24 protein-coding genes are annotated in these 23,294 nt (G+C 68.6%); 2 read left to right on the forward strand and 22 right to left on the reverse strand.

Translation table 11 applies throughout. From position 1 onward, the window contains the following. Positions 1-187: 187 nt before the first annotated feature. The 8 genes from DFR50_RS04160 to DFR50_RS04195 all read right to left on the reverse strand — a co-directional run bounded on the left by DFR50_RS04160 (position 188) and on the right by DFR50_RS04195 (position 8,507). Positions 188-2,230, reverse strand: a complete 2,043-nt coding sequence (locus DFR50_RS04160; protein ID WP_113887935.1) for a M3 family metallopeptidase — start codon at positions 2,228-2,230, stop codon at positions 188-190. A gap of 488 nt (positions 2,231-2,718) precedes the next feature. Next, positions 2,719-3,000, reverse strand: coding sequence for a cell division topological specificity factor MinE (gene minE / locus DFR50_RS04165; protein ID WP_113887936.1), 282 nt, complete (start codon positions 2,998-3,000; stop codon positions 2,719-2,721). Then, positions 2,997-3,812 carry a septum site-determining protein MinD gene (gene minD / locus DFR50_RS04170; RefSeq protein ID WP_113887937.1) on the reverse strand — a complete coding sequence of 272 codons (816 nt, stop codon included), beginning with the start codon at positions 3,810-3,812 and terminating at the stop codon, positions 2,997-2,999. The genes minE and minD overlap by 4 nt, the downstream gene beginning before the upstream one ends. 22 nt (positions 3,813-3,834) lie before the next feature. Further along, complete coding sequence (gene minC, locus DFR50_RS04175; RefSeq protein ID WP_245427300.1) at positions 3,835-4,530, reverse strand: septum site-determining protein MinC; 696 nt, start codon at positions 4,528-4,530, stop codon at positions 3,835-3,837. 140 nt (positions 4,531-4,670) lie between these two features. Next, entirely contained in the window at positions 4,671-5,861 is a 1,191-nt protein-coding gene (locus tag DFR50_RS04180) for a COG3904 family protein (protein WP_113887938.1), read from the reverse strand. A gap of 22 nt (positions 5,862-5,883) precedes the next feature. Beyond that, complete coding sequence (locus DFR50_RS04185; RefSeq protein ID WP_113887974.1) at positions 5,884-6,711, reverse strand: EcsC family protein; 828 nt, start codon at positions 6,709-6,711, stop codon at positions 5,884-5,886. Between the two features lie 88 nt (positions 6,712-6,799). Beyond that, positions 6,800-7,624, reverse strand: a complete 825-nt coding sequence (locus tag DFR50_RS04190; RefSeq protein ID WP_113887939.1) for an undecaprenyl-diphosphate phosphatase — start codon at positions 7,622-7,624, stop codon at positions 6,800-6,802. 112 nt (positions 7,625-7,736) lie between these two features. Beyond that, positions 7,737-8,507 (reverse strand): DsbA family protein, encoded by a 771-nt coding sequence (locus DFR50_RS04195; RefSeq protein ID WP_113887940.1) that lies wholly within the window; start codon positions 8,505-8,507, stop codon positions 7,737-7,739. A gap of 909 nt (positions 8,508-9,416) precedes the next feature. Between DFR50_RS04195 and DFR50_RS04200 the strand changes: the two genes are divergently transcribed. Then, positions 9,417-9,845 (forward strand): DUF29 domain-containing protein, encoded by a 429-nt coding sequence (locus DFR50_RS04200; protein ID WP_113887941.1) that lies wholly within the window; start codon positions 9,417-9,419, stop codon positions 9,843-9,845. Between the two features lie 339 nt (positions 9,846-10,184). Here DFR50_RS04200 and DFR50_RS04205 read toward each other — a convergent pair whose 3' ends face one another. The 14 genes from DFR50_RS04205 to DFR50_RS04270 all read right to left on the reverse strand — a co-directional run bounded on the left by DFR50_RS04205 (position 10,185) and on the right by DFR50_RS04270 (position 21,223). Then, positions 10,185-10,940 carry a 3D domain-containing protein gene (locus DFR50_RS04205; RefSeq protein WP_113887942.1) on the reverse strand — a complete coding sequence of 252 codons (756 nt, stop codon included), beginning with the start codon at positions 10,938-10,940 and terminating at the stop codon, positions 10,185-10,187. A gap of 544 nt (positions 10,941-11,484) precedes the next feature. Next, positions 11,485-12,975 (reverse strand): replicative DNA helicase, encoded by a 1,491-nt coding sequence (locus DFR50_RS04210; protein ID WP_113887943.1) that lies wholly within the window; start codon positions 12,973-12,975, stop codon positions 11,485-11,487. Positions 12,976-13,277: 302 nt separating this feature from the next. Continuing rightward, positions 13,278-14,240 carry an NAD(P)H-dependent flavin oxidoreductase gene (locus tag DFR50_RS04215; protein ID WP_113887944.1) on the reverse strand — a complete coding sequence of 321 codons (963 nt, stop codon included), beginning with the start codon at positions 14,238-14,240 and terminating at the stop codon, positions 13,278-13,280. A gap of 65 nt (positions 14,241-14,305) precedes the next feature. Further along, positions 14,306-15,169: a 23S rRNA (adenine(2030)-N(6))-methyltransferase RlmJ gene (locus DFR50_RS04220; protein WP_113887945.1), complete on the reverse strand. Its 864-nt coding sequence runs from the start codon at positions 15,167-15,169 to the stop codon at positions 14,306-14,308. Positions 15,170-15,191: 22 nt separating this feature from the next. Continuing rightward, the gene (locus tag DFR50_RS04225) at positions 15,192-15,848 is read right to left on the reverse strand and encodes a ribonuclease T2 family protein (RefSeq protein WP_113887946.1); all 657 of its coding nucleotides are present in this window, start codon (positions 15,846-15,848) and stop codon (positions 15,192-15,194) included. A 17-nt stretch (positions 15,849-15,865) separates the two neighbouring features. Continuing rightward, positions 15,866-16,402, reverse strand: coding sequence for a hypothetical protein (locus DFR50_RS04230; protein WP_113887947.1), 537 nt, complete (start codon positions 16,400-16,402; stop codon positions 15,866-15,868). Positions 16,403-16,552: 150 nt separating this feature from the next. Continuing rightward, positions 16,553-17,038: a F0F1 ATP synthase subunit B family protein gene (locus tag DFR50_RS04235; protein ID WP_113887948.1), complete on the reverse strand. Its 486-nt coding sequence runs from the start codon at positions 17,036-17,038 to the stop codon at positions 16,553-16,555. A gap of 13 nt (positions 17,039-17,051) precedes the next feature. Continuing rightward, a complete protein-coding gene (locus tag DFR50_RS04240; protein ID WP_113887949.1) occupies positions 17,052-17,594 on the reverse strand; it encodes a F0F1 ATP synthase subunit B in 543 nt (180 codons plus the stop codon). Between the two features lie 83 nt (positions 17,595-17,677). Next, positions 17,678-17,917, reverse strand: coding sequence for a F0F1 ATP synthase subunit C (locus tag DFR50_RS04245; protein ID WP_113887950.1), 240 nt, complete (start codon positions 17,915-17,917; stop codon positions 17,678-17,680). Between the two features lie 49 nt (positions 17,918-17,966). Continuing rightward, positions 17,967-18,737 carry a F0F1 ATP synthase subunit A gene (locus tag DFR50_RS04250; protein ID WP_113887951.1) on the reverse strand — a complete coding sequence of 257 codons (771 nt, stop codon included), beginning with the start codon at positions 18,735-18,737 and terminating at the stop codon, positions 17,967-17,969. A 5-nt stretch (positions 18,738-18,742) separates the two neighbouring features. After that, on the reverse strand, positions 18,743-19,216 hold the full coding sequence (locus DFR50_RS04255; RefSeq protein WP_113887952.1) for an AtpZ/AtpI family protein: 474 nt from the start codon (positions 19,214-19,216) through the stop codon (positions 18,743-18,745). A gap of 108 nt (positions 19,217-19,324) precedes the next feature. Then, positions 19,325-20,404 carry a linear amide C-N hydrolase gene (locus DFR50_RS04260; RefSeq protein WP_113887953.1) on the reverse strand — a complete coding sequence of 360 codons (1,080 nt, stop codon included), beginning with the start codon at positions 20,402-20,404 and terminating at the stop codon, positions 19,325-19,327. A gap of 187 nt (positions 20,405-20,591) precedes the next feature. Continuing rightward, positions 20,592-20,981 carry a type II toxin-antitoxin system VapC family toxin gene (locus tag DFR50_RS04265; protein ID WP_113887954.1) on the reverse strand — a complete coding sequence of 130 codons (390 nt, stop codon included), beginning with the start codon at positions 20,979-20,981 and terminating at the stop codon, positions 20,592-20,594. After that, complete coding sequence (locus DFR50_RS04270; RefSeq protein WP_113887955.1) at positions 20,978-21,223, reverse strand: AbrB/MazE/SpoVT family DNA-binding domain-containing protein; 246 nt, start codon at positions 21,221-21,223, stop codon at positions 20,978-20,980. Before DFR50_RS04270 ends, DFR50_RS04265 begins: the two co-directional genes overlap by 4 nt. 163 nt (positions 21,224-21,386) lie before the next feature. Between DFR50_RS04270 and DFR50_RS04275 the strand changes: the two genes are divergently transcribed. Then, the gene (locus DFR50_RS04275) at positions 21,387-22,967 is read left to right on the forward strand and encodes a peptide chain release factor 3 (protein WP_113887956.1); all 1,581 of its coding nucleotides are present in this window, start codon (positions 21,387-21,389) and stop codon (positions 22,965-22,967) included. The last annotated feature ends 327 nt before the right edge of the window (positions 22,968-23,294 follow it).

Here is a 23,294-nt window from a genome sequence, read left to right on the forward strand (position 1 = left end):
CCAGCCTTCGGCTGGTCCCCCTCCCCCGTTCCGCTTCGCTTCACGGGGGAGGAAAGCGCGGCGGCGGCGATGTCCTCCCCTGCGAGGCGGGGGAGGGGGACCATGCGACCCCCGGACTTGATCCGGGGGATGGTGGAGGGGGCGAGCGCCGAGGCTCGGGGTTAGCCCTCGCCGCAGCTCGAAGGCCTTACGCCGAAGCCTGGGCCAGTCCCCGCTTGCGGAACAGCGCGTCGGGCGACGGCGGGCGGCCGCGGAAGGCGCGGTAGGCCTCCTCGAAGTCGCGGCTGCCGCCGGCCGAATAGACGAAGTCGTGCAGACGGCGCGCGACCTCGGGGTCGAAGAGGTCGCCCGCCTCCGCGAAGGCCTCGAACCCGTCGGCGTCGAGCACCTCGGACCACAGGTAGCTGTAATAGGCGGCCGAGTAGCCGCCGGAGAAGACGTGCTGGAAATGCGGCGTGCGGTGGCGCATCGCGATCCCGTCGGGCATGCCGATGCGCTGGAGTTCCGCCCGCTCGAACGCCACCACGTCGAGGTCGTCCGGCCGGGGTTCGAGGTGCAGCGCGAGATCGACCAGAGCGGACGCCGTGTATTCGACCGTCGCGAAGCCCTGGTTGAAGCGCCGCGCTCGCACGAGCTTGTCGATCAGCGCCTCGGGCATCGGCTCGCCGGTCTGGTAGTGGACCGCGAAGCGCCGCAGCAGCTCCGGCTGCTCGAGCCAGTGCTCGTAGAGCTGCGAGGGGAATTCGACGAAGTCGCCGGGCACGCGGGTTCCGGAGACGGCCGGATAGGTCACGTCCGACAGCATGCCGTGCAGCGCGTGGCCGAACTCGTGGAACAGGGTGCGCGCGTCGTCGAAGCTCAGCAGCGCGGCCTCGCCCTCGCCGCCCTTGGCGAAATTCATTACGTTCAGGACGATCGGCAGGCGCGGGCCGTCGAGCCGGTCCTGGCCGCGGATGTTGCTCATCCAGGCGCCGCTGTGTTTCGATGGCCGCGCGTAATAATCGCCGACGAACAGCGCGATCGGCGCGCCGTCGCGACTGACCGTCCACGCCCGCGCGTCGGGATGAGGCAGCGCGAGGTCGGAGCGCTCCGAAAAGCTGAGCCCGAACAGCCGGCTCGCGGCATGGAAGGCCGCCTCGATCACCCGGTCGAGCTGGAGATAGGGCTTGACTGCGCTCTCGTCGAAGTCGAACTCGGCCTTTCGGCGCTTTTCCGAAAGATAGCGCCAGTCCCACGGCGCGACCTGGAAATTGCCGCCCTCGCCGGCTGCGATCGCCGCGAGGGCTTCGGCTTCCCGTTCGGCCGCGGCGACGCCCGGCGCCCAGACCGACTCGAGCAGGTCGAGCGCGGCCTGCGGCGTCCTGGCCATCGTGTCGGCGAGGCGGTAATGGGCGTGGCTTTCGTAGCCGAGCAGGCGGGCGCGCTCGGCGCGCAGGCGGATCGTCTCGGCCGCGATGGCGCGGTTGTCGGTCGCCCCGCCGTTCTCGCCGCGCGCCGCCCAGGCCCGAAAGGCCGCCTCGCGCAGATCGCGGCGCGCCGAAAACTGCAGGAACGGCTCGACGCTCGAGCGCGCGAGCGTCACGAGGTAGCGGCCGGGCTCGCCGTGGGCGGCGGCGAGGCGCGCGGCGCTCGCCACCGTGAAATCGGGCAGGCCGTCGAGATCGCCGTCGTCGAGCCACAGCGTCCAGGCCTTTTCGTCGGCGAGGACGTTCTGGCCGAATGCGGCCGACAGGGTCGCCAACCGCTCGCCGATCGCGGCGAGCCGGGCTTTCGCCTCCGGCTCGGCGCCGGCGCCGGCGCGGACAAAGTCGAGATGGTAGCGGTCGAGGACGCGCGCCTGCTCGGCCGTGAGGCCGAGTCCCGCAGCCTGCGCCTTCAGCGCGTCGACGCGGCGGAACAGCGCCTCGTTCAGATAGGTGTCGCTTCTGTGGCGCGCGAGTTTCGGCGCGATCTCCCGCTCGATCGCTTCGATTTCGTCGCTGGTGTCGGCGCCGGCGAGGGTGAAGAACACCTTCGCCACCCGGTCGAGCGCGGCGCCGCTCCGCTCCAGCGCCTCGATCGTGTTGGCGAAGGTCGGGGCGTCCGGGTTCACGGCGACGGCGTCGATCTCAGCCCGCGCCTCGCTCAGGGCGACGTCGAAGGCGGGGCGGAAATGGCCGGGCGCGATGCGGTCGAACGGCGGCGCCTCGAACGGGCCGGTCCAGGGTTCGAGCAGCGGGTTGTCGGACATGTCGGGGCTTTCCGGGGCAGGCCGAATCCGGGATGGGCGGCGGTTCCGAGCAGGGTCTTGCAGGACGGGTTTGGCGCGGGCGTGGCCGGGAGGTCGGCGGCCTCCGATTTTTTCGCAGGCTCGCCTGCGGCGCTGGAAGAGGCGCGCCCGCGGCGGATAGCCGGACGCCGCCCTGTGCAGCCGCGCTCGCCGAGCGCGACCGCGCGGTCAGCGACCTACTGGATCACATGCCTTTGCCGGCGGAACTTCGAGTGGCGAGCGACGTCTCCCGCCCCCCTTGTGGGGGCGGGACAGGGTGGGGGGTCACGCCAAGCTTGGGAGATTCCCTGCCGCGCCCAACGGATAGGCATGGCCCGACCCCCCTCCCGGCCTCCCCCACAAGGGGGGAGGAGGCGTGCGGCGCTGACCGGCGTCAGGTTGGGACGAAGGTGTGTTCATGCCTCGCGGTCAGCGCGCGCGCCCGCGAGGCCCGCGATCCGCCGCGCCTCTCACGCCGCCGTCGCCTGCGGCCGCGCGGGCGCCGCCGTGTCGCAGGGAATCTCGACGTCGATCTCCAGCGTCGAGTACCCGGTGGCGCGGTCCATCTTCACCACCAGCTTGTCGGGGTCGATCTGCACGTGGCGTCCGATCGTGGCCAGCAGTTCGTCGCGCAACAACGCGACGAGGTCGCGCGGGCCCATGGCCGCCCGCTCGTGCGACAGCAGGATCTGCAGCCGCTCCCGCGCCACCGGCGCCGAGCCGCGGGGCTTGAGGAAACGGAAGAGGCTCATGCGGCCCTCCGGCTGAACAGACGGTTGAACAGGGTCTTCCTGTCGTCCGGGATCGCCATCGGGATGGTCTCGCCCATCAGCCGTCGCGCGGCGTCGCGATAGGCGCGCGCGGCGGGGCTGGTCGAGCCGTTGATCGTGATCGGCGCGCCGACGTTGGAGGCGCGCAGGATCTCCTGATCCTCGGGGACGATGCCGAGCAGCGGGATCGACAGAATGTCGAGCACGTCGGCGACGCTCAGCATCTCGCCGCGGCTCGAGCGGCCCGCGTCGAAGCGGGTGAGCAGCAGGCGCTTCTCCATCCGCTCGCCGGCCTCGGCGCGCCGCGTCTTGGCGTCGAGCAGTCCGATGATCCGGTCGGAATCGCGCACCGACGAAACCTCGGGGTTGGTCACCACCACCGCTTCGTCGGCGAACCGCATCGCCAGCAGGGCGCCGCGCTCGATTCCCGCCGGGCTGTCGCACAGGACCCAGTCGAAGCTCGCCCTGAGCTCGCCGATCACCCGCTCGACGCCCTCGTCGGTCAGCGCGTCCTTGTCGCGGGTCTGGGACGCGGCGAGCAGGTAGAGGGTCTCGACCCGCTTGTCGCGGATCAGCGCCTGCGCCAGCTTGGCGTCGCCTTGCGCGACGTTGATGAAGTCGTAGACGACGCGGCGCTCGGCCCCCATGACGAGGTCGAGGTTGCGCAGGCCGACGTCGAAGTCGACGACGCACACCTTCTGGCCGGTCTGCGCCAGAGCCGCGCCGATCGAGGCGGCCGAGGTGGTCTTGCCGACTCCGCCCTTGCCGGAGGTCACGACGATCACCTTGCTCATACGCTCTGTCCTTTCAAAAGCTTCAGTCGAGGGCGCGGAGCTTCAGCTCCTCGCCCACGAGCCGGACCTCGAGGCTCCGGCCTTCGAATGCGGGGTCCATGGTCTCGGCGGTCGCGTAGACGCCGCCGATGCACAGGAGTTCGGCGCGCCCCTCGCGGCAGAAGATGCGCGCGTCCGGCGATCCCGAGATGCCGGCGATCACCCGACCCTGGAGCGCGCCGTAGACGTGGACGCTGCCGCCGGCGACGATCTCGGCGCCCGAAGCGACGCGGCCGACGATCGTCACGTCGCCGTCGGGATGCACGATCGACTGGCCAGACCGGATGTTGCCGTCGACGAACAAGGGCTCCGAGGCCGCAGCCCTCGCCGGCGCGGCGGCGGGCGGCGCCTCGTCGTCGACCAGCGCGGTCGCGCTCACCGCGCGTCCGCCCGAGACGACCGGCGGCAGGTGCGGCCCGACCAGCGAGCGGCTGGCGTTCTCCACCCCCATCACCCGGACGTGCCGGCGCGCCAGCGCGCCGAGCAGGTCACGGTACGCCTTCAGGTCGATGTCGACCCCGGCCATTTCGAGAATGACGGGCTTGGCGGCGAAGAAGGCGGGCGAGCGGACGAGCCAGGCGTCGAGCGTGGCGAACCACGCCTCGAGCGGCAGGGTCGGCTCCAGCACGAAGGCCAGCAGCGACCGGCCCCGGAAATTCAATGCCTGTTGTGGGGTCACGTGGGCGTTCATCATGCCGGTCCGTTCGCGCTTCGTTAACCATATTTGGAGCCGATTGGTTGACGAAGCGTTAAGATCAGCCCGCGGCCGTAGCGTAAGTGTAGCAACGGCGGCGACTTTTCCCGGGCGCGGCCGCAGGTCTACGGGCAGGCCTCGGCGGCGAGCGCCTCGACGTCGGCGGCGCCGGCGAGGTCGAAGGCGAGTGGCGGCGACGCGGGCCCCGCCGCCGTGACGACCAGCGGCCCGTCGCCGCGGCGGGCGCAAAAACGGTCGCGCGGCAGGAGCGGGCGCGCAGTGCGCTCCCGCGCCTCGACCGACGCGAGCGAAGCGCCCGGCGCCGGCGCGAAGCCGACCTCGAATTTCGTCGCGCGCTCGCCGGCGCGCGCGAGCGCGAGCTCCAGCGCCCCGCCGCCGCGGCGATAGGTCAGCGTGAGGACGGCGCCGAGGCCGCCGCGATCGGGCGCCGTCGCCGTCATGACGTCGGGCTTCGCCAGGTCGCCGAAGGCGAAGCCGGCGAGGCCGCCCCCGCCTTCGGTCGAGATCGGCGCCGCGGGGTCGAGCGCTTCGCTGGCGAGGCGGGAGGCCTTGATCTCGTCGAGGCTCAGCCAGCGGATGCTCGCCGCCGGCGTCCGGCGCAGGAACTCCATCACCGGCTCGCCCACTCCGGCCGAGGCGAGGTAGGCGGCCACCGTCCGGTCGACCCAGTCCTGCTCGTAGACCTTGACCGTCCTCCTCGGGCGGTCCGCCCCTTCCGTCTCCTCGAACACGGTCGTGATCTGGTGGACGCCGACCCGCGGCGCGGGGCCGACGAGGCGCGCGACGCCGGCGGCGAGCACGAACGGGCAGGCGGAGGCGCACACCGCCCCGTCGACCATCGCGCGTCCGCGCGCATCCGGGCATTCGCGGGCGCGCTGCGGGCAGTTCGCAACCAGCGTGCGCGCGACCGCGACCGCGAGACGCCTCGCGCGGATCAGGCGACCCATGTCCAGCGCGTCGCGAACCGAACCGCCGTAGGACGAAATCAGAATCGGCAGCCGGCGGCCGCCGAGACCGTCGAGCGCCTTCGCCAGAGCGGACGCCGTGCCGCGGCTGATGATCCCCTCGGCGGAGATCCATTCGGGGCAGTTCGGCTGGCAGGCCGGGTCCGAGCTCGTCACCCGCAGGATTCGCATCGGCGGCGGCGGGGCGCTCGGGGCGCTCGGGACGGGCGTGAGCGCCGGGATCGGCGAGCCGGCGGCGAGCGCGACGCCGACCGGGAGGCAGACGGCGAAGGCCGCCGCCGAGCCCCAGCGGCGCCTGCCCCGTCGCCCGTCGCGCGGCGCGCGAGTCATCGTCCGCCCGGCCCCGCCGGAGTCAGGCCGCTTTCCTGTCCGCCTCGCCCTTCAGGCGGCGGTACTCGAACGCGACCAGATCCGCGCCGTGCGTCCGCTCAAGCCGCCGCACGATGAAATGGCCGCGCGCCAGCGACTGGAAATGCGAGGCGAACGCCGCGTTGACGGCGGCGCCGCCGATGGCGCCCAGAATCGGGGCCGCCTGGGCCGCCGCTTTCTCGCTCACGATCACGCCGAACCGCGCCGCGACCTGGCTGAGCAGGCGGATCACGGCGGGGGCCGATTGCGCGCCGAGCCCCTGGCTGGCGAGGAATCGCGCGCTTTCGCTCACCGATTGGGCGAGGGCGGCGCGAATGGCGAAATAGCCGCTCTCGAAGGCCGCTTCCTCCCCGCGTCCGCCCAGCGCGAACACCTCGACGCAAGCGAGGGCGGCGTTCGGCGCGCCCAGGTCTTCCCCCTCCTCGCGCGCGATCTCGGCGATCGAGCGCATCAAAATCGCCGTCGACAGCGGCAGTTCGACCGGCAGCGCCGCCAGTCCGAACGCGCCGCCGACCGCGCCCGAAGCCGCGGCCGCGAGCGTATGGGCGCGGCCCGCGGGCCGCGCCGCCCGCTTCCGGTCGATGGTGGTGAGCGCAAGCGTCAGCGCCGAGCGCAAGGCGCTCTCGCTCGCCCGGGCGATGAAGCGGCGGGCGGCCTCCGGCGCATTGCGGGTGATGGCCCCGATCGGGCGTCCGACCGCGTCGGTGAGCCTTTGCGCGAAGCTCGCCGCTTCGAGGCAGGCGATCGCGCGCCGGAGATCGGCGGTCTCCTCGCCGGTGAGCCGCGCCGGCATGACCTCGATGGTGGACATTGCGCCCTCGCTGTCGCGGCCCATTCCCCGTCCGCGAGAGCGCAATATAGGACGGCGGCGCCCGCCGCCAAGGTCCGCGCGCTTCGAATCAGCTGAACAGGACGATCGCCAGGAACAGGGCGCCGGCCGCCCAGCAATAATAGGCGAACGGCCGCAGCGCCTCGAATTCGTTCTTGTGAAAGTAGCGCATCAGGAACAACACGCTGAGATAGGCGACGATTCCCGCCACCACGCCGGACAGGATCGCCATCGGGCCGAGGGTCGCGCCTTCCCTCAAGAGCTTCGGCGCCTCGTAGACGTTGGCCGCGAGAATGATCGGCGTGCCCATGAGGAAGGAGAATCGGGCCGATTCCTCGTGCCGCAAACCCGCGATCACGCCGGCCACGATGGTCGAGCCGGATCTGGAAATGCCGGGAATGAGGGCGAAGCACTGAGCGAAGCCGACCGCCAGCGCCCCCTTCCAGTTGAGCTGGTCGAGCTTTCCGACCGTCTCGCCGGCGACGAGGTCGCCGAAATAGAGCAGGAAGCCGTTGACGATCAGGAACGCCGCCGCGACCGCCGGCGACCCGAACGCCTCGGTCAGGATCTTGTGCAGCCCGGCGCCGATGACCACGGCCGGGATCGTGGCGAGCACGACGAGCAGCAGGACGCGGCGGTCGGCGATCGACCGCTCGCCGCGCAGGCCGATCAGCGACACCGCGAAAGCGTACCAGTCGCGCCAGAAGTAGGCGAGCAGCGCGATCGCGGTTCCCAGATGCATCACCGTCAGATAGGCGAGCCAGTCGGGCGCCCTGAGATCGACGTTCCAGGCGAGCAGGCGCGGCAGGATGACGGCGTGGCCGAGGCTCGAGATCGGAAACAGCTCCGTCACGCCCTGAAGAACGGCCATGATGATGGCTTGGATGGCGGTCACTTCGAAACCTCGCCTGTCGATTCAGAACGACGCCCGCCCGGCGCGCCCGACGCTCCCCCTGACGCCCCCGCGCCGCCGGCAAAAAGGACGCGGCCGCCGCGTCGCCGATCGCCTAGCAGGCGACGCGGCCGCACTTGTGGACCGAGTCGACCTTGTTCTTGAGCTGGTCGTAGCCGACCGCGCCGACCACGAGATCCTGACCGAGCACGAAGGTCGGCGTGCCGTTGATCTGGAGCGCGTCGGCGAGCTGCATCGTCTCGTCGAGGCCCGCCTTGACGTCGGCGCTGTCCATGTCCTTGTTGAGCTTGTCCATGTCGAGCCCGAGGTCCTTCGCCACCGCCATCGCCTCCGCCTTGCCGACCGGCCCGCGCGCGGAGAGAAGCTTGGTATGGAAGGCCCAGAACTTGTCGCCGGGAAGCTGGTTGCGCGCGGCGGCGGCGACCTTGGCGGCCTCGACCGAGCCCGGCCCGAGGACGGGGAAGTCCTTGAGCACGACCTTCAGGTTGGGATCGTCCTTGATCAGCTTGGCGATGTCGGGCAGCGCGCCCTTGCAGTAGTGGCAGTTGTAATCGAAGAATTCGACCAGCGTCGCCGAACCGTTCGGGTTGCCGATCGTCGCCTGATATTTCGAGGTGAACAGCGGCCCGGCCTGGCCCGCGACGACCTTCTGGCGCTCCGCCTCGGCGGTGTCCTTGTCGTGCTTGTCGAGCGCCTCGATCGCCTCCTTGAGGACTTCCGGATTGGCGACCAGATAGTCGTGGATGAACGCGCCGAGCTCCTGCTTCTGCGCCGGCGAGAATTCGTCGGCCCGCGCCGGCAGGGCGGTCGAGAGCGCGGCCCCGGCGAGGGCGGCGGCGAAGCCGAGGGCGGCGGTCAGGTTCATGCCAAACTCCAATGTGAGGCGCGCCGAAATACGCGCCGGGACGTCCGATATCCGTTCCGTTCAGGGCGGGATTGCGTCCGCGTCGTGTCCTCGGACGGCTTCCTAGCGGATTTCTGCGATCGTGTCTTCCCGCGTGAGCGCGCGGAACGGGGTTGCCCCCGGCGGAGAACCGGGGCTCGACGGTCCGGTCGTTGGTTTCGGGTAGGATGGCGTGTATAAACTTGGACTGGATCTGTCGGACAGTGTCCGACGGGCCATTTCGCTCTTGCTGTTCATTATCGGCGAGACGACGAGGCGGACGTCAAGGACGCACGCTTCGCGCGCGCCGGCGTTGCCGGTGCTTCGCATCCTTGACCCCCGCCTCGCGCTCGCCAACCGCGCTGCCAAGAACGAATGGCCGGATATCGACAAGCCCTGACGGTGACCGAACGATCGAAACCCAACTCTCTCAGATGGCGACTGCCGGGGCGCGCTCGGAAACTCCTCCACTGTCCTCCCCGCGAAAGCGCCAGCAGATGCACACAAGTCCTTTCCTTTCGCAGCGCCCGGGGCGTTCCCCCTTCTCCGCGAAGCGGGGAAGGCGGCGCGCAGCGCCGGATGGGGTGTGGGCCGCTTCATCGGCGCTGGACGGATTGCCCGACCGTCGCCGTCCCCGTGTCGCCGCAGGAATCCTGCTTTCCACACCCCATCCGGCCCTGACGGGCCACCTTCCCCAGCAAAGCTGGGGAAGGGTACGCGCGTCCAATGGATATGTGCATCGCGAAAGCGGGGATCGAGCGGTTCAACCTGGCACAAGCGTCGTCGCGGCCCCGCACTGCCCCAGCCTTCGCCCCGCGGCTCTGGATGCCCGCTTTCGCGGGCATGACAACGTAGGGAGTTGCGTAGGATGCCCAGGAGAGGAACAAGCCGATGAAAACCGCCTACGACAGCGACTTCTACGCGTGGGCGCACGAGCAGGCGGCGCTGCTGCGCAGCGGCAGGCTCGCCGAAGCCGACGTCGAACACATCGCGGAGGAGATCGAATCCTTGGGTCGGGCGGAGAAGCGCGAACTCGTGAGCCGCCTGACCATTCTTCTCCTGCATCTTCTCAAATGGCGATTTCAGCCGAACCTTCGGGGACGGAGCTCGAGCCTGACGATCAAGGAACAGCGCAAGGAAGTCCTCAACCACCTCGCCGACAATCCGAGCCTGCGCGCGAAGACCGGCGAAGCCATGGCCGCGGCCTACGACGTCGCGATCCTCAAGGCCGCCAGGGAGACCGCGATGGACGAGGAGGAATTTCCGGCGGCCTGCCCGTGGACGTTCGAGGAGGCGACGGGCGACGTCTGGCCCGAGTAGGTTCTGCGGGCCGACGCGTAAAGGGGGTCGCCGCCGGTCGTGCGGTAATTCGGGATCGGCCTGGAACAGGCGCAGACTCCGAGAGGGCTTCCGTCTGTAGGACGCGTGCGAGGCAGCGCTTATACGCATTCACGGCGCCCGTCAGGAACGGCGGGACTGCAACGCGCCGCCGTTGCCGGAGGACCTTCACGAACACGTCAAAGCACTCTCCAAGCGGTCATCTTGGCGCCCGATACGAAGCGAAGCACTGAGATAAACGAAACGTGCCGTCACCAAGTCATCCTAATATCCGCCCTGACGCGTATCGAGTCCTCAGCCAGTTCGAATATTTAATGACGCCTAGTCCCCATACCTCACGTGCTGAGAGCGCAGAGTCGAAACGACCGAATCATCTTTCACAATGTACGCAACAAATCCACGTTTCGGAGTTGAGGTAATAACACCGGGCGCCGGGTTCACGCGGTTTACGCCCGTGAAAAAATCGATATGACTGCCGTTAATCTCACTTCCGCGGTCAACGGCATAAACATATCCATCATGCACAGCCGTAGACCCGTCGGGAAGCGTTATCCTCGCCCCCTTAAGTCGCGGTATAAATAACGCTGTACCCCATGGAATCGTATCACGATCAACGGCGATTGACCGGTAGGGGATTAGACGGTATTTGTCGGTCCCACCCATTCCAAATTTGTCTTTGGCTTCCAGTTCAAAAAACCTCTGCTTACGAATATTCGCCTTAGTTCTATCACTTACCTTCGGGAACACATCTCCGCAATCTGTCTGATCCTCAGCGCCTAGTCCCCCCGCATTAAATGCGCGGACTTGGCTGCCGGCTGTAACGATTACCGTGCCTTCCATCGCGGCGTTGCACCAATCCTTTTTGGAGAGAGAAACTCCAAGGTCATGGCCGTCCTTGTCGCGCAAGGCGACTGACCCGGCACCCTCGTTCGCTTTTGCCGCATGATCATAATACTGCGTTGCCCAGACATGCACAGGTTCAAGTTGCGAAACGCTTTCAGGCGCAGCCAGATTGAATTCATCAGCAAAGGCGGGGATGGGAAGCGCCACGGCGATCAAAAAAAAGAGAGTGCGCATCTCGAACCTCTCGATTCGCTAAGCGTTATAAAATTTGTTTGAATCTACCAAGCCGGCATAGAGAGCACGCCAGAGCTTCGTACTTTAACAACAACACTTTTTACTTACGCTTGCGAGGAGAGTATTGTGAATCGCGCCGGGTTGCAAGAGACTTTGCCGAACAGGCGCCCAACAGGGACTCCGTGCTAAACGAAAAGCTACGACGACCCTCCCACGCCCGCGGGACAGGAGGAAACAATCACCATCGTGAAGGAGCACTCCTCTGGAGGTGCTCCTCTAGCCAGCGTTGATCGGGACACCGAGCGCTCGGCTCCATTGTCTGAGACTGCGCCTCGGTGGTCTTCCGAAACGCTAGCTAAGCTAACCGGCCCTCTCGCGCCGTTCGCCGTAGCGATTGCACGCCCCGCTCATCGTAGCCTCAGAAATTTGGATCGCTCGGATCGAGTTCCCGCTCCAGCTGAGCGCCGCGCTTACGGCCCGGCCTGAACGCTTGCAATCCCGCCCGCCGGCGACAACTCCGTCGCCGCGCCTCGGACTTCATGCCCTACCTTATCTCCGCGATCGCGTCTTCCCGCGCGAGCGAGCTGAACCGCGTCACCTCGGCGTCGAATTGCAGTTCGACGGTTCCGGTCGGCCCGTGGCGCTGCTTGCCGATGATCACCTCGGCGCGACCGTGGGCGCTCTCCATCTTGGTCATCCACTCGATGTGTTCCGGCCCGCCCGGCCGCGGCTCCTTGTTCTTGAGGTAGTATTCCTCGCGGTAGACGAACAGCACCACGTCGGCGTCCTGCTCGATCGAGCCCGATTCGCGCAGGTCGGAGAGCTGCGGCCGCTTGTCGTCGCGCGACTCGACCTGACGCGAGAGCTGCGACAGCGCCACGATCGGCACCGCCAGTTCCTTGGCGAGCGACTTGAGGCCGGTGGTGATCTCGGTCAGTTCCTGCACCCGGTTGCCGTCGCGCGACTTCGAGCCGGTCATCAGCTGGATGTAGTCGATCACCAGCAGATCGAGGCCCTTCTGGCGCTTGAGCCGCCGCGCCCGCGCCGTCAGCTGCGCGATCGAGACCCCGCCGGTCTGGTCGATGTAGAACGGAATCGCCTGCATTTCGGTCACGGCGTCGGCGACCCGGCGGAATTCGCCCTCGGTGATGTCCCCGCGGCGGATCTTGTAGGAGGCGACGTTGGATTGCTCGGCGATGATGCGCGTGGCGAGCTGCTCGGCCGACATTTCCAGCGAGAAGAAGCCGACGATGCCGCCGTTGACCGTCTCCATGCCGCCGTCGGCGCGGGTCCGCCCCTCGTAGGCGCGGGCGATGTTGAAGGCGATGTTGGTGGCGAGCGCCGTCTTGCCCATGCCCGGCCGCCCGGCGAGGATCACCAGGTCCGACGCCTGCAGGCCGCCCATGTAGCGGTCGAGGTCGTGCAGGCCGGTGGCGATGCCCGACAGCGACCCCTCGCGCTCGTAGGCCCTGGCCGCCATGTCGACGGCGATCTTGAGCGCGTCCGAGAAGCGCTGGAACCCGCCGTCGTAGCGCCCGCCCTCGGCGATCGCGTAGAGCCGCCGCTCCGCCTCCTCGATCTGCTCGCGCGGGCTCGAGTCGACGGGGGCGTCGTAGGCGACGTTGACCACGTCCTCGCCGATGCCGATCAGGTCGCGCCGCAGCGCGAGGTCGTAGATGCTGCGCCCGTAGTCGTAGGCGTTGATGATGGTGGTGGCTTCGGTCGCGAGCCGCGCCAGATATTGCGACACGGTCATGCCGCCGAGGTCGTGGTCGCCGAGGAACGTCTTGAGCGTGATCGGCGTCGCGAGCTTGCCCTGGCGGATCATCGCGCCCGCGATCTCGTAGATGCGGCGATGCAGCTCCTCGACGAAATGCTCGCTGCGCAGGAAGTCGGAGACGCGGTCGAAGGCGTCGTTGTTGATCAGGATCGCCCCGAGCAGCGCCTGTTCGGCTTCGACGTTCGCCGGCGGAACGCGGTAGGGGCGCGCCTCGGTTGCGGCGGGGCGTGGGATCAGGGCTTCGACGGTCGCCATGGGCGTTGTCGCGTCTTTCTACAGCTGGAGTGTGAGGGCGAACGCGAAAGACACGCGAATCAGCGACGCGAGGATACGCCGTCGCGCGAGCCTCGACAAAGTCGAGGCTCGCGCGGGCCGTGTCCGCCGCCCGGGGTCATAGCCCCGGCGCCGCGCCCGAGCCAAGGCGGGACGTCGCCTCGGCCCGGCTTTTCCCCGCTATCCACTCTGACGCCGATGCGCACGCTTGACGGCCGCCGCCGGGACGTCGACCGGACTCGTCGCGTTCGAGCGGCCGGACCCGACGGCCCGGCCGGCCGGCGTCAGCCGCAGATGCGCCGCTTGGCCTCGAGATATTCGCGCTCGAAGCGCGCGACGAGGTCGGCGACCGGATGCACCGCCTTGACCGCGCCGATGCCCTGCCCGCTGCCCCAGATGTCGCGCCACGCCTTGGCGTCGGATGCGCCGCCCGAGGCGAAATTCATCGCCTTGGCTTCCCCGGCCGGCAGGTTGTCCGGGTCGAGGCCCGCCTTCACGATCGACGGCCTGAGGTAGTTGCCGAAAATGCCGGTGAACAGGCTCGAGCCGACGATGTCGGAGGCGTCGCTCTCGACGATCGCCTGCTTGTAGGCGTCGATCGCGCGCGCTTCCTCGGTGGCGATGAAGGCCGAGCCGATGTAGGCGAGGTCGGCGCCCATGGCCTCGGCCGCGAGAATCGCCCTCCCGGTGGCGATCGCCCCCGACAGCAGCAGCGGCCCGTCGAACCATTCGCGGATGTCCTGAACCAGCGCGAACGGCGACATCGAGCCGGCGTGGCCGCCGGCGCCGGCGGCGACCGCGATCAGGCCGTCCGCCCCCTTCTCGACCGCCTTGCGGGCGAAGCGGTTGGTGATGATGTCGTGCAGCGTGATCCCGCCGTAGCCGTGCACGGCCTGGTTCACGTCCTCGCGCGCGCCGAGCGAGGTGATCACGATCGGCGCCTTCCACTTGACGGTCAGTTCGAGGTCCTGCTCGAGGCGCGCGTTCGACTTGTGCACGATCTGGTTGACCGCGAACGGCGCCGAGGGGCGCTCGGGATGGGCCTTGTCGTGCGCCGCCAGCGCCTCGGTGATCTCGTGCAGCCACTCGTCGAGCTGGGAGAGCGGCCGCGCGTTCAGCGCCGGGAACGAGCCGACGATTCCCGCCTTGCACTGGGCGATCACCAGCGCCGGATGCGAGATGATGAACAGCGGCGCGCCCACGACGGGCAGGCGCAGCCTGCCTTTCAGGACTTCCGGCAGAGACATTGGGCTCCCCCCGATCGGTTAATCGTTCAGTCTTAAACGACTCCGCGCGCTCCCGGCAAGCGCCGTCACCGCGGCGGCGTGAGCCAGGCGCACACGGAGGCGCCGCGGCCGTCGCGCCCCATGACGCCCGCAAGCCACGGCAGGAGGACGCGCGCCTCGTCGATCAGCGTGTGCGGCGGGTTGACGACGAGAAGACCGGCGCGCGAAAGCGGGCGCTGTCCCTGGGCGCCGGCCGGACCCGGACCGACGTCGATCTCGATGCGGAGCATGGCGGGCAGGCCGAGGGCTGCGAGGTTGTTGAGGACATGCGCGTCCGCCGCCGCCTCGCGGATCGGCCGCCAGGCGAGGAAGACGCCGATCGGCCATTTGCGCAGGGCCCGGCGCAGCGCCTCCTCCACCCGCTTCGGCTCGTCCGGCGCCTCGAACGGCGGGTCGATCAGGACCAGCCCGCGCCGCTCCCGCGGCGGCAGGTAGGCGTTGAGGGCGACATAGCCGTCGGTGCCGACGATGCTGAGGCGGCTGTCGTGGCCGAGCGCGGCGACGAGCTTTTCGCGCTCCTCCGGATGGGCCTCACAGAGCGCGATCCGGTCGTCGGCGCGCATCAGCGTCTGCGCGACCGCCGGCGAGCCGGGATAGAAGGCCGGGACGCCCGATGCGTCGAGCGGCCCGAGCGCCCGGAGATAGGGCTCCAGGAGCGCCGCGACGGCGGGAGGCGGCGAGGCGGTCAGCACCCGCTGCACGCCGTCGCGCCATTCGGGCGAGCGACGGGCCTCGGGCGACGTCAGGTCGTAGCGCCCCGCGCCGGCGTGAGTGTCGATGAAGCGGAAGGGCGCGTCCTTTCGCTTCAGGTATTCGAGAATCCGCGCCAAAATCGCGTGTTTGACGACGTCGGCGAAATTGCCGGCGTGGAAGGCGTGACGGTAATTCATCGCGGGGGAGTCCGGGCCGGGTTCACCTGAGCGGCGCGACGAGGATCGAATCGCGCCGGCAGCTGTTGCGCGCCACCTGCGGGCAGGCGGCGAAGGCACGCAGGGTTTTCGACAGGCACACGCGCACGTCGACGAGCTGGCCCCTGGCGCAGGTCACGGCGAGATTGTCGGGCCGCATGTTGGCGTTGGCGGCGATGAACGCCCGCCGGATCGCCTCCGGGTCCATGCGCGTCCAGGCGCTCACGCCCTGGAACTGCGGCGGGATCGCCAGTCCGTCGCGCGCGGCGCGCACCGCCGCGAAATAATCGGCCGGGGCGAGGCCGCTGCAGGTCCCGTGCTTGCGGTATTCGTAGGCCGCGAGCCCATCGGTCGGATAGAGGCCGCGGGCGGCGGCGAGGTCGGCGTCCGAGACGTCGGCGTCGCCGCAATCCTCCGGGTCGGGGCCGAACCGATTGTCGGGCCAGAGGCCGTGGACCACGAAGCCGTATCCGGCGCCGGGCGCGCACTGGCGCGGCGACTTCCGTTCGCCGCCGAGGGCGCAGAAGCCCGGCGACCAGCTCAGCGCCAGCACGTAATAATCGAACGGCGCCGTCGCGGCCGGCGGTTCGTCGGCGCGGGCCGCGGAAGCGGCGGCGCACAGTCCCACGAGGACGAGGGCCGCGACCGCGAGCCGCGTCATCGGGCCGCGGTCCGGGGTCAGTAGCGCGCCTTGACGACCGCCGGCTGCTCGCCGAGCCAGCGCTCGAGAATCGGCCGCAGGACGTGGCAGTCCGGCGAATAGGCCTGGTTGCGATCGAAGCCCTCGACGCACCACTGGACGCCCCAGCTCCAGCCGATGATTCCTCCCGCGGCGACCACCTCGTAGACGACGGTGTGCTCCGTCGGACGCTGCGGCGGCGGGTCGCGGGAATCGACGACGGCGGCGCGCCCGACGCAATAGCGCCGCGGAATGTAGGCGAGGCCGTTGGCGCGGAAACCGATCTCGCGCACGCCGTCGATGCCGGAGACGGCGTTGACGCCGCCCCAGTAGGTGTTCTCGGCCTCGGCGAAGCGCCCGGAGATCGTCGACAGCACGCCGGCGTCGTCGCACGTCGGCAGGTCGGCCGAGAACGGCTTCCACATCGCCTCGGCCGGGGTCTCGTATTGCGTGATCGGCTGCGGTCCGGGCGCATCGGCGTGCGCCAGAGACACGGCGCCCAGAAACGCCAGCGAACCCATGATGGCGCGAAGCATGGTTGTCATCCCCCAACTCGGCAGCGCGGCCCGCGTCTCGCGAACGGCGCGCCGCCGGACAATGCGTCGCGGCGGTCGGCAAATCAAGCGCGGCCGCCGCCTATCCCATCCCGCCGCCAGCGGTCGCGACGCGGCCGACGGCCCTTGCGTTCAGTTCAGGCGCGCCTTCAGCCCTTCGATCTCGCGCGAGACGAGATCGGCGCCGCCGGCGCCCTGCATCTGGCCGGCGAGCACCAGTTCGGCCGCCTTGGCGGCGTGATCGGCCGCAGCCGCGCGCACGTCCGCCGCCGCCTGCGCCTCGGCGAAGGCGATCTTCGACTCCGCCTGCCGGGTGCGCCGGGCGATGAAGTCGTTCATGCGCTCGACCGCGTCCTTCTTGAGCTGCTCGGCCTGCGCCTTGGCCTCCGCCACGATCGCGGCGGCGCTGGCCTCGGCCTCGGCCCGCTTCTTTTCGAAGCTGGCCAGAAGCGCGACCGCTTCGTTGCGGAGTTTGGCGGCCTCGTCGAGCTCCTTCTGGATCGCCTCGCCGCGCGCGTCGAGGGCCTTCAGGACCGCCTTGTGCGCGCCGAGATAGACGAGCAGGCCGACGAAGACAATGAACCCGCAGAGAACGAAAAATTCGGCGTCGTAATGCATCGTCGCTCTCCGCTCAGGACCGGACTTGCTCGACCGCGGCCTTGACCGCCGCAGGATCGGCCGGGCGTCCGCCGAGCCGCTCGATGATCGCGCCGGCCGCGTCGCGCGCGATCTCGGCGACGTTGGTCATCGCCTGGTCGCGGGTGGCGGCGATCTGCTTTTCCGCCTCGGCGATCTTGCCGGCCAGATCGGCCTCGAGCGCCTTGCGCTTCGTGTCGGTTTCGGCGGCCGCCTGGTCGCGCGCCGCCTGGGCCAGGGCCTGCGCGTTGGCGCGCGCCTCGGCCAGCATCTTCTCGTGCGCGGCGGCGGCGGCGTCGGCCTTCTGCTGCATGGCGGTGGCGTCGTCGAGATCGCGGGCGATCCGCGCCTTGCGGTCCTCGATCACCTTGCCGATCGCGGGCAGCGCGCGCTTCGACATGAACCAATAGAGGAAGCCGAACGCGATCGCGAACCAGAGAAGCTGCGAGGGAAACGTGCTCGCGTCGAACGGCGGGAAGCTGGAGTGGCTTCCGCCCTCCTGGCCGACTTCCGTTTGGGTTTGTTGGGCCTCAGCCATCGCGCGACCTTTGGGATGCGGTGACGCGGGAAGGCTCCGCTAGCGCGCCTTCCCGAACAATACGATTGCGGCGCCGGCTCTCGTCAGACGGCGAACAGCAGCAGGAACGCGATCAGGAGCGCGAAGATGCCGAGCGCTTCCGTCACCGCGAAGCCGAAGATCAGGCGGCCGAACTGGCCGTCGACCGCCGACGGGTTGCGCAGCGCGCCGTTGAGGAACTGGCCGAACAGCGTGCCGACGCCAATGCCGGCCGCGCCCGTTCCGATGGCGGCGAGACCAGCGCCGACATACTTGGCGGCAATGGCGAGTTCATGCGGTTCCATGCGTTGCTCCTGTGGTGTTCGTCGGTTCGTTGGGGGAGGATCGGAGGTGTCAGTGACCGCCGGGGTGAATCGCGTCGTTGAGATACATGCAGGTCAGCATCGCAAACACATAAGCCTGCAGGAACGCGACCAGCAGTTCGAGGGCGTAGAGTCCGATCGTCATCGCGAAGGGCAGGACGGCGAGGACGCCGGTCGCCGCGCCCGCGCCGAGCAGCATGACGACGAAGCCGCCGAACACGTTGAGCGTGATGTGGCCGGCGAGCATGTTGGCGAACAAACGAACCGAATGGCTGAGCGGCCGCGACAGGAACGAGATGATCTCGATCGCCACCACCAGCGGCAGGATGTAGATCGGCACGCCCGACGGCACGAACAGTTTGAGGAAGCCCGCGCCGTGCTCCTTCACGCCGATGAAGACCACGGTGAAGAACACCATCAGCGCCAGCGCCACGGTGATGATGATCTGGCTCGCGACGGTGAACGAATAGGGAATCAGGCCGACCAGATTCGAGATCAGGATGAAGAAGAAGATGCTGAATACGAGCGGGAAGAAGCGCATCCCGTGCTCGCCGGCGGCCGAGCGGACCATGCCGGCGATGAACTCGTAGCCCATTTCCGCCAGCGCCTGCACCCGGCCGGGCACCCCGGAGCCGCCGCGCGCCCCGATCGCGGCGATCAGGCAGCTCACCGCCACCGCGAGCAGCATGTAGAGTCCGGAATTGGTCAGGGAGAAATTGACGTGCGCTATCGAAATCGGGAGGATTTCATGAATGGAAAACTGTTCGATCGGATTGATCGCCGGTCCCGCATCGGTCGCCACGTGTCTTAATCCTCGTCGTCGTCCGCCCCGCCGGAGGCCTCTTTGGCTCCGCGGGACGCCCCCCGCCCAGGCGAGGCGTCAGGCTCCGCTGCCGGAGCCGAGCGCGAAAACCCTTTATCTGCGGCGTCCGGATGAGACAAGCGGGAATCGCGCGCCGAGCCCCCGCCTTTGGGCGAAGTCAGGCGGACGACGCCCCAGACGCCCGCCGCCACCCCGAGCATGAAGAAGACGATCAGGAACGCCGGGTTCGTGCCGAGCAGGCGGTCGAGCGCCCAGCCGACGCCGGAACCGACGATGATCGCCGAAATGAATTCGCTGCCCGCGCGCATGCCGAGCGAGACGCCGGAATCGCCGCGGGCCGCCTCGGAGACCCGATCCCGGGGAACCGGCGCCGGCCCCTGGGCTTCCCGCGCCTTCGACAGCGAGGCCTTGAGCTTGTCCAGGCCGGACCGCAAGCGTTCGTCGTCGTCGTCCGCCATGCCGCTCTCCTGAAGACGCCTCCAGCCCGCCGGCCCGCAGCCTCGCAAGCCCGGCGTTTACGCCGGGCGCGCCGCAGTGGCAATGCGCCGTCCCGTGCAGGCGGCCGATCACATTCCGGTTGCGGGCAGGAAGGGGAAGGCGGGCGTCGGCGCGAACTTGTCGGCGACCTCGCCGGAATAGATCCTGCCGCCCGCGACCGTCAGCTTTTTCACTGGCGCCCCTTCCTTGAGGTCGAGGTCGGCGAGCGAAACCCAGAAGGAATCCGGGCTCGTGGCGCTGTCGAAGAAGTAGATCCGGTCGGTCTGGTCGGCGACGGTGCGCCAGAGGGTCGAGGCGATGTTGGGCTCGCCGGGCGCGGCGATGCCGAGCGGCACGCTGACCGCGCGCATCACGCCGAGCACGCTCGCCGCGGCCTGGTAGGCGAACTTCTGCTCCGGGACCGCGGTGATGACCTTCGGATCGGGTTTGGTCGGGACCGCGCCGAGCAGGAAGGAGGCGCGCACGAACCGGTCGGCCGCGCGGACCGTGCCGGGCAGGAAGGTCATCCCGCCGATCTCCCGCCAGTAGCTGTCGAGGGCGAGCTGCTGGTCGTAGCTCGGCGAGTTGGTCATGACCCGGTACGCCTTGCCGTGGTGGATGACGAGCTTGCCGTGGAGGTACTCGAAGATCGCGGAATCGCCGCTCGGGTCGGACAGGGCGAGGTGAAGCTGGGCGCCCTCGCCGTTGGGGAGCTTCGGCGCGACGACGCGGAACGGCTCCTTGGCGAGGGCGTCGACCGCCTCGGCGACGGTGGCGAAATTGTCGAGCGCATACTGGGCCCACAGGCTGATCGACAGGACGGGCTTGCCGTCGACCGGCCCGTAGTCGGATTCGGCGAGATAGAGCACGTTGGCGACGAGCCCGGCCTCGTTCATGCCGTCGGCCGTGCCGATGTCGTATCCAGTCGCGATCACGCTGCCGTACTTGGCCGTCCATTTCGGGGTGTTCTCGCCGCCCGCGCCGTCACGCGCGATTCCGCGCGGAAAGGCCCAGAGGTTGGTGTGCATGTCCTCGGCCCAGTCCATGTTGCGGCCGGTGATGACGAGACCGTCGTCGGCCACGTAGAGAGCGCGGGTGCAGGCCGCGGCCGGCGCGGCCGCGGCGAACAGGGTCGCCCCGGCGGCGACGAGCTTCAAAAACCGTTGCATGTCATGAGATCCTTCTTCACGGGAGCCCGCCGCGCCAGGCCGGCTTCCACGCCCGAAACCGCCTTGCGCCCCGGCAGTCCATGGACAGTTCCCTCGCTGTCCTCCGCCACGAGGTCAAGCGATTGTCGAGTACGGACGCAAACACGATGCGCGCGCAGGCCGCATAGTGGCGATCCTTTTCGCAGCGCTACCGGATGAGAATGACTTCGGCGCCGATCCGCTCGGAGATCGCCAGCCATTGTCGGTCAGTGGTCCAGGCGGGCGCGCATTTCTTCACCGCGAGGGCGAGGCAGAAGCGATCGCCGAGCGAAAGCCCGGCATCCGCCGTGATCTTGCGCAGTCCGCCCGCGGCTCGGGCCAGCGCCGCATCCGCCTCCACAATTCTCAGGGGCAGCGGCGCGAGCATCGCGTCCACCGCGTGCGGAGGCATGCCGGCGTGAACGAAATGGCTGACGACCTCTGCGAAATTCACAGCGCCCATGCATGCCGCTCTCAAGACGCCCGCCACCTTCGCTCCCCCCGGCTCGTCCTTGAGGAGCGCGATCAGCGCGGAAGCGTCGAGCACGACCTCCGTCATTCGCCGCTGTCTTCTCGTCGGTTGTGGAGAAAGGCCTCCACGGACGCATTCGGGCTGTCGGCGGTGTATTTCCGAGCCAGCGCCTGGGCATGGGCGACGGCCTGCTCGACGGTCCTGAGGATCAAGCCGTCCGGGGTCTCCTCGACCAGCAAAGCTCCGCCCTCGGACAATCCCATTCGTCGTCGGACATCCGCTGGCAGGACCACCCGGCCATTTGCGGCGACATTGAGTTGATACGTCATCGACGCCTCACTTGCGGGTGACCGTATTATGCCAAAGATGACGGCTTGTGTCACGTTGAGAGTTGCTTGACAAATTTTGCCTCTTCGTCCAATGCCCGATCCCCTTCCCCTTGCCTCGCCGCCGCATTAGACCAGACGAAACCTCTCCGAAAACCCGGAACCCATGTCCGAAGCCAACCCCGTCGCGCGCCGCCGCACCTTTGCGATCATCTCGCACCCCGACGCCGGCAAGACCACGCTCACCGAAAAGATCCTGCTGTTCGGCGGCGCCATCCAGCTCGCGGGCGAGGTGCGCGCCAAGGCCAACCGGCGGCAGACCCGCTCGGACTGGATGGGCATCGAGCGCGAGCGCGGAATCTCCGTCGTCACCTCGGTGATGACCTTCGAATACGCCGACTGCGTCTTAAACCTGCTCGACACCCCCGGCCACGAGGATTTTTCCGAGGACACCTATCGCACGCTGACCGCGGTCGATTCGGCGGTGATGGTGATCGACGCCGCCAAGGGGATCGAAGCGCGGACGCGAAAGCTGTTCGAGGTCTGCCGGCTGCGCGACATCCCGATCGTCACCTTCATCAACAAGATGGACCGCGAGACGCGCGACCCGTTCGACCTTCTGGACGAGATCGAAAAGACGCTGGCGCTCGACACCGCCCCGCTCACCTGGACGATCGGCCGCGGCCGCTCGCTCGCCGGCCAGTACGACATCCGCCGCAGCACGCTCACCCCGCTCGGCAAGGACGCCGCGACGATTCCCGTCAACGGCCCCGACGATCCGCGCGTCATGGAATTGCTGCCCGAGCACGAGCGGGCGGAAGCGAGGGAGGAGCTGACCCTCGCCGTCGAGGGCCTCAAGGCCTTCGACAAGACGGCTTTCCTCGAGGGGCACCTGACGCCGGTGCTGTGGGGCAGCGCGCTCAAGGATTTCGGGGTCAAGGACCTGATCGACGCCATGGCCGAGTTCGCGCCGAGCCCGCGCGCGCAAGCCGCCGCGAGCCGCACGGTGAAGGCGGACGAGCCGAAGATGACCGGCTTCGTGTTCAAGATCCAGGCGAACATGGACCCGAACCACCGCGACCGCATCGCCTTCATGCGGGTGTGCTCGGGAAAGCTGCAGCGCGGCATGCGGGCGCGACTGGTGCGCACCGGCAAGCCGGTGACGCTGTCGGCGCCGCAGTTCTTCTTCGCCCAGGACCGCTCGCTGGCGGAAGAAGCCTTCGCCGGCGACGTGGTCGGCATCCCCAACCACGGGCTGCTGCGCATCGGCGACACGCTCACGGAGGGCGAGGAGATCGTGTTCCGCGGCGTGCCGAGCTTCGCCCCGGAAATCCTGCGCCGGGTCAAGCTCGCCGACGCGATGAAGGCCAAGAAGCTGCGCGAGGCGCTGCAGCAGATGGCGGAAGAGGGCGTGGTGCAGGTGTTCCAGCCCAACGACGGCGCGGCCGCGATCGTCGGCGTGGTCGGCGCGCTGCAGCTCGACGTGCTGGTCGAGCGGCTCGACGCCGAATACGGCCTGCCGGTTTCGTTCGAGCCGAGCCGGTTCGAGGTCTGCCGCTGGGTCGCCTCGGGCGACAAGGCCGAGATGGACAAGTTTCTGGCCGCCTATCCCTCGTCGCTGGCGACCGACCTCGACGGCGCGCCGGTGTTCATGGCGACCAGCGCCTTCAACCTGCGCTACGAGCAGGAGCGCTGGCCGAAGATCGCGTTCACCGACGTGAAGGATTACCAGAAGGCGGCGGCCTGACATAAGGCGCGCCCGGCCGGCGTTTTCACCACGAAGGACACGAAGGGACACGAAGGCGGACTTCGTGTCCCTTCGTGTCCATGGTGGTGAACACGGCGCAGGAAGGCCCTGCCGCCGTGCCCGCGTTCTAGCCCGTCTTCGCGGATTCGCCTGTGCGTAACCCGATTTTGCGGCGTCTGGCGAGGCGTATGTATTTGAGTTGATTGACGCTAAGTTCGGTGAGAACGCCAAAATCGGCTGTAGTGAAGACCAAGCTTGGGTGAGCCGGATTCCTCGACTCGGCCATCCGTGTCACACTGCATTCCGCCATGTTCCTGAGGAAGACCG

Source organism: Roseiarcus fermentans (assembly GCF_003315135.1).
Taxonomy (GTDB): Bacteria; Pseudomonadota; Alphaproteobacteria; order Rhizobiales; family Beijerinckiaceae; genus Roseiarcus; species Roseiarcus fermentans.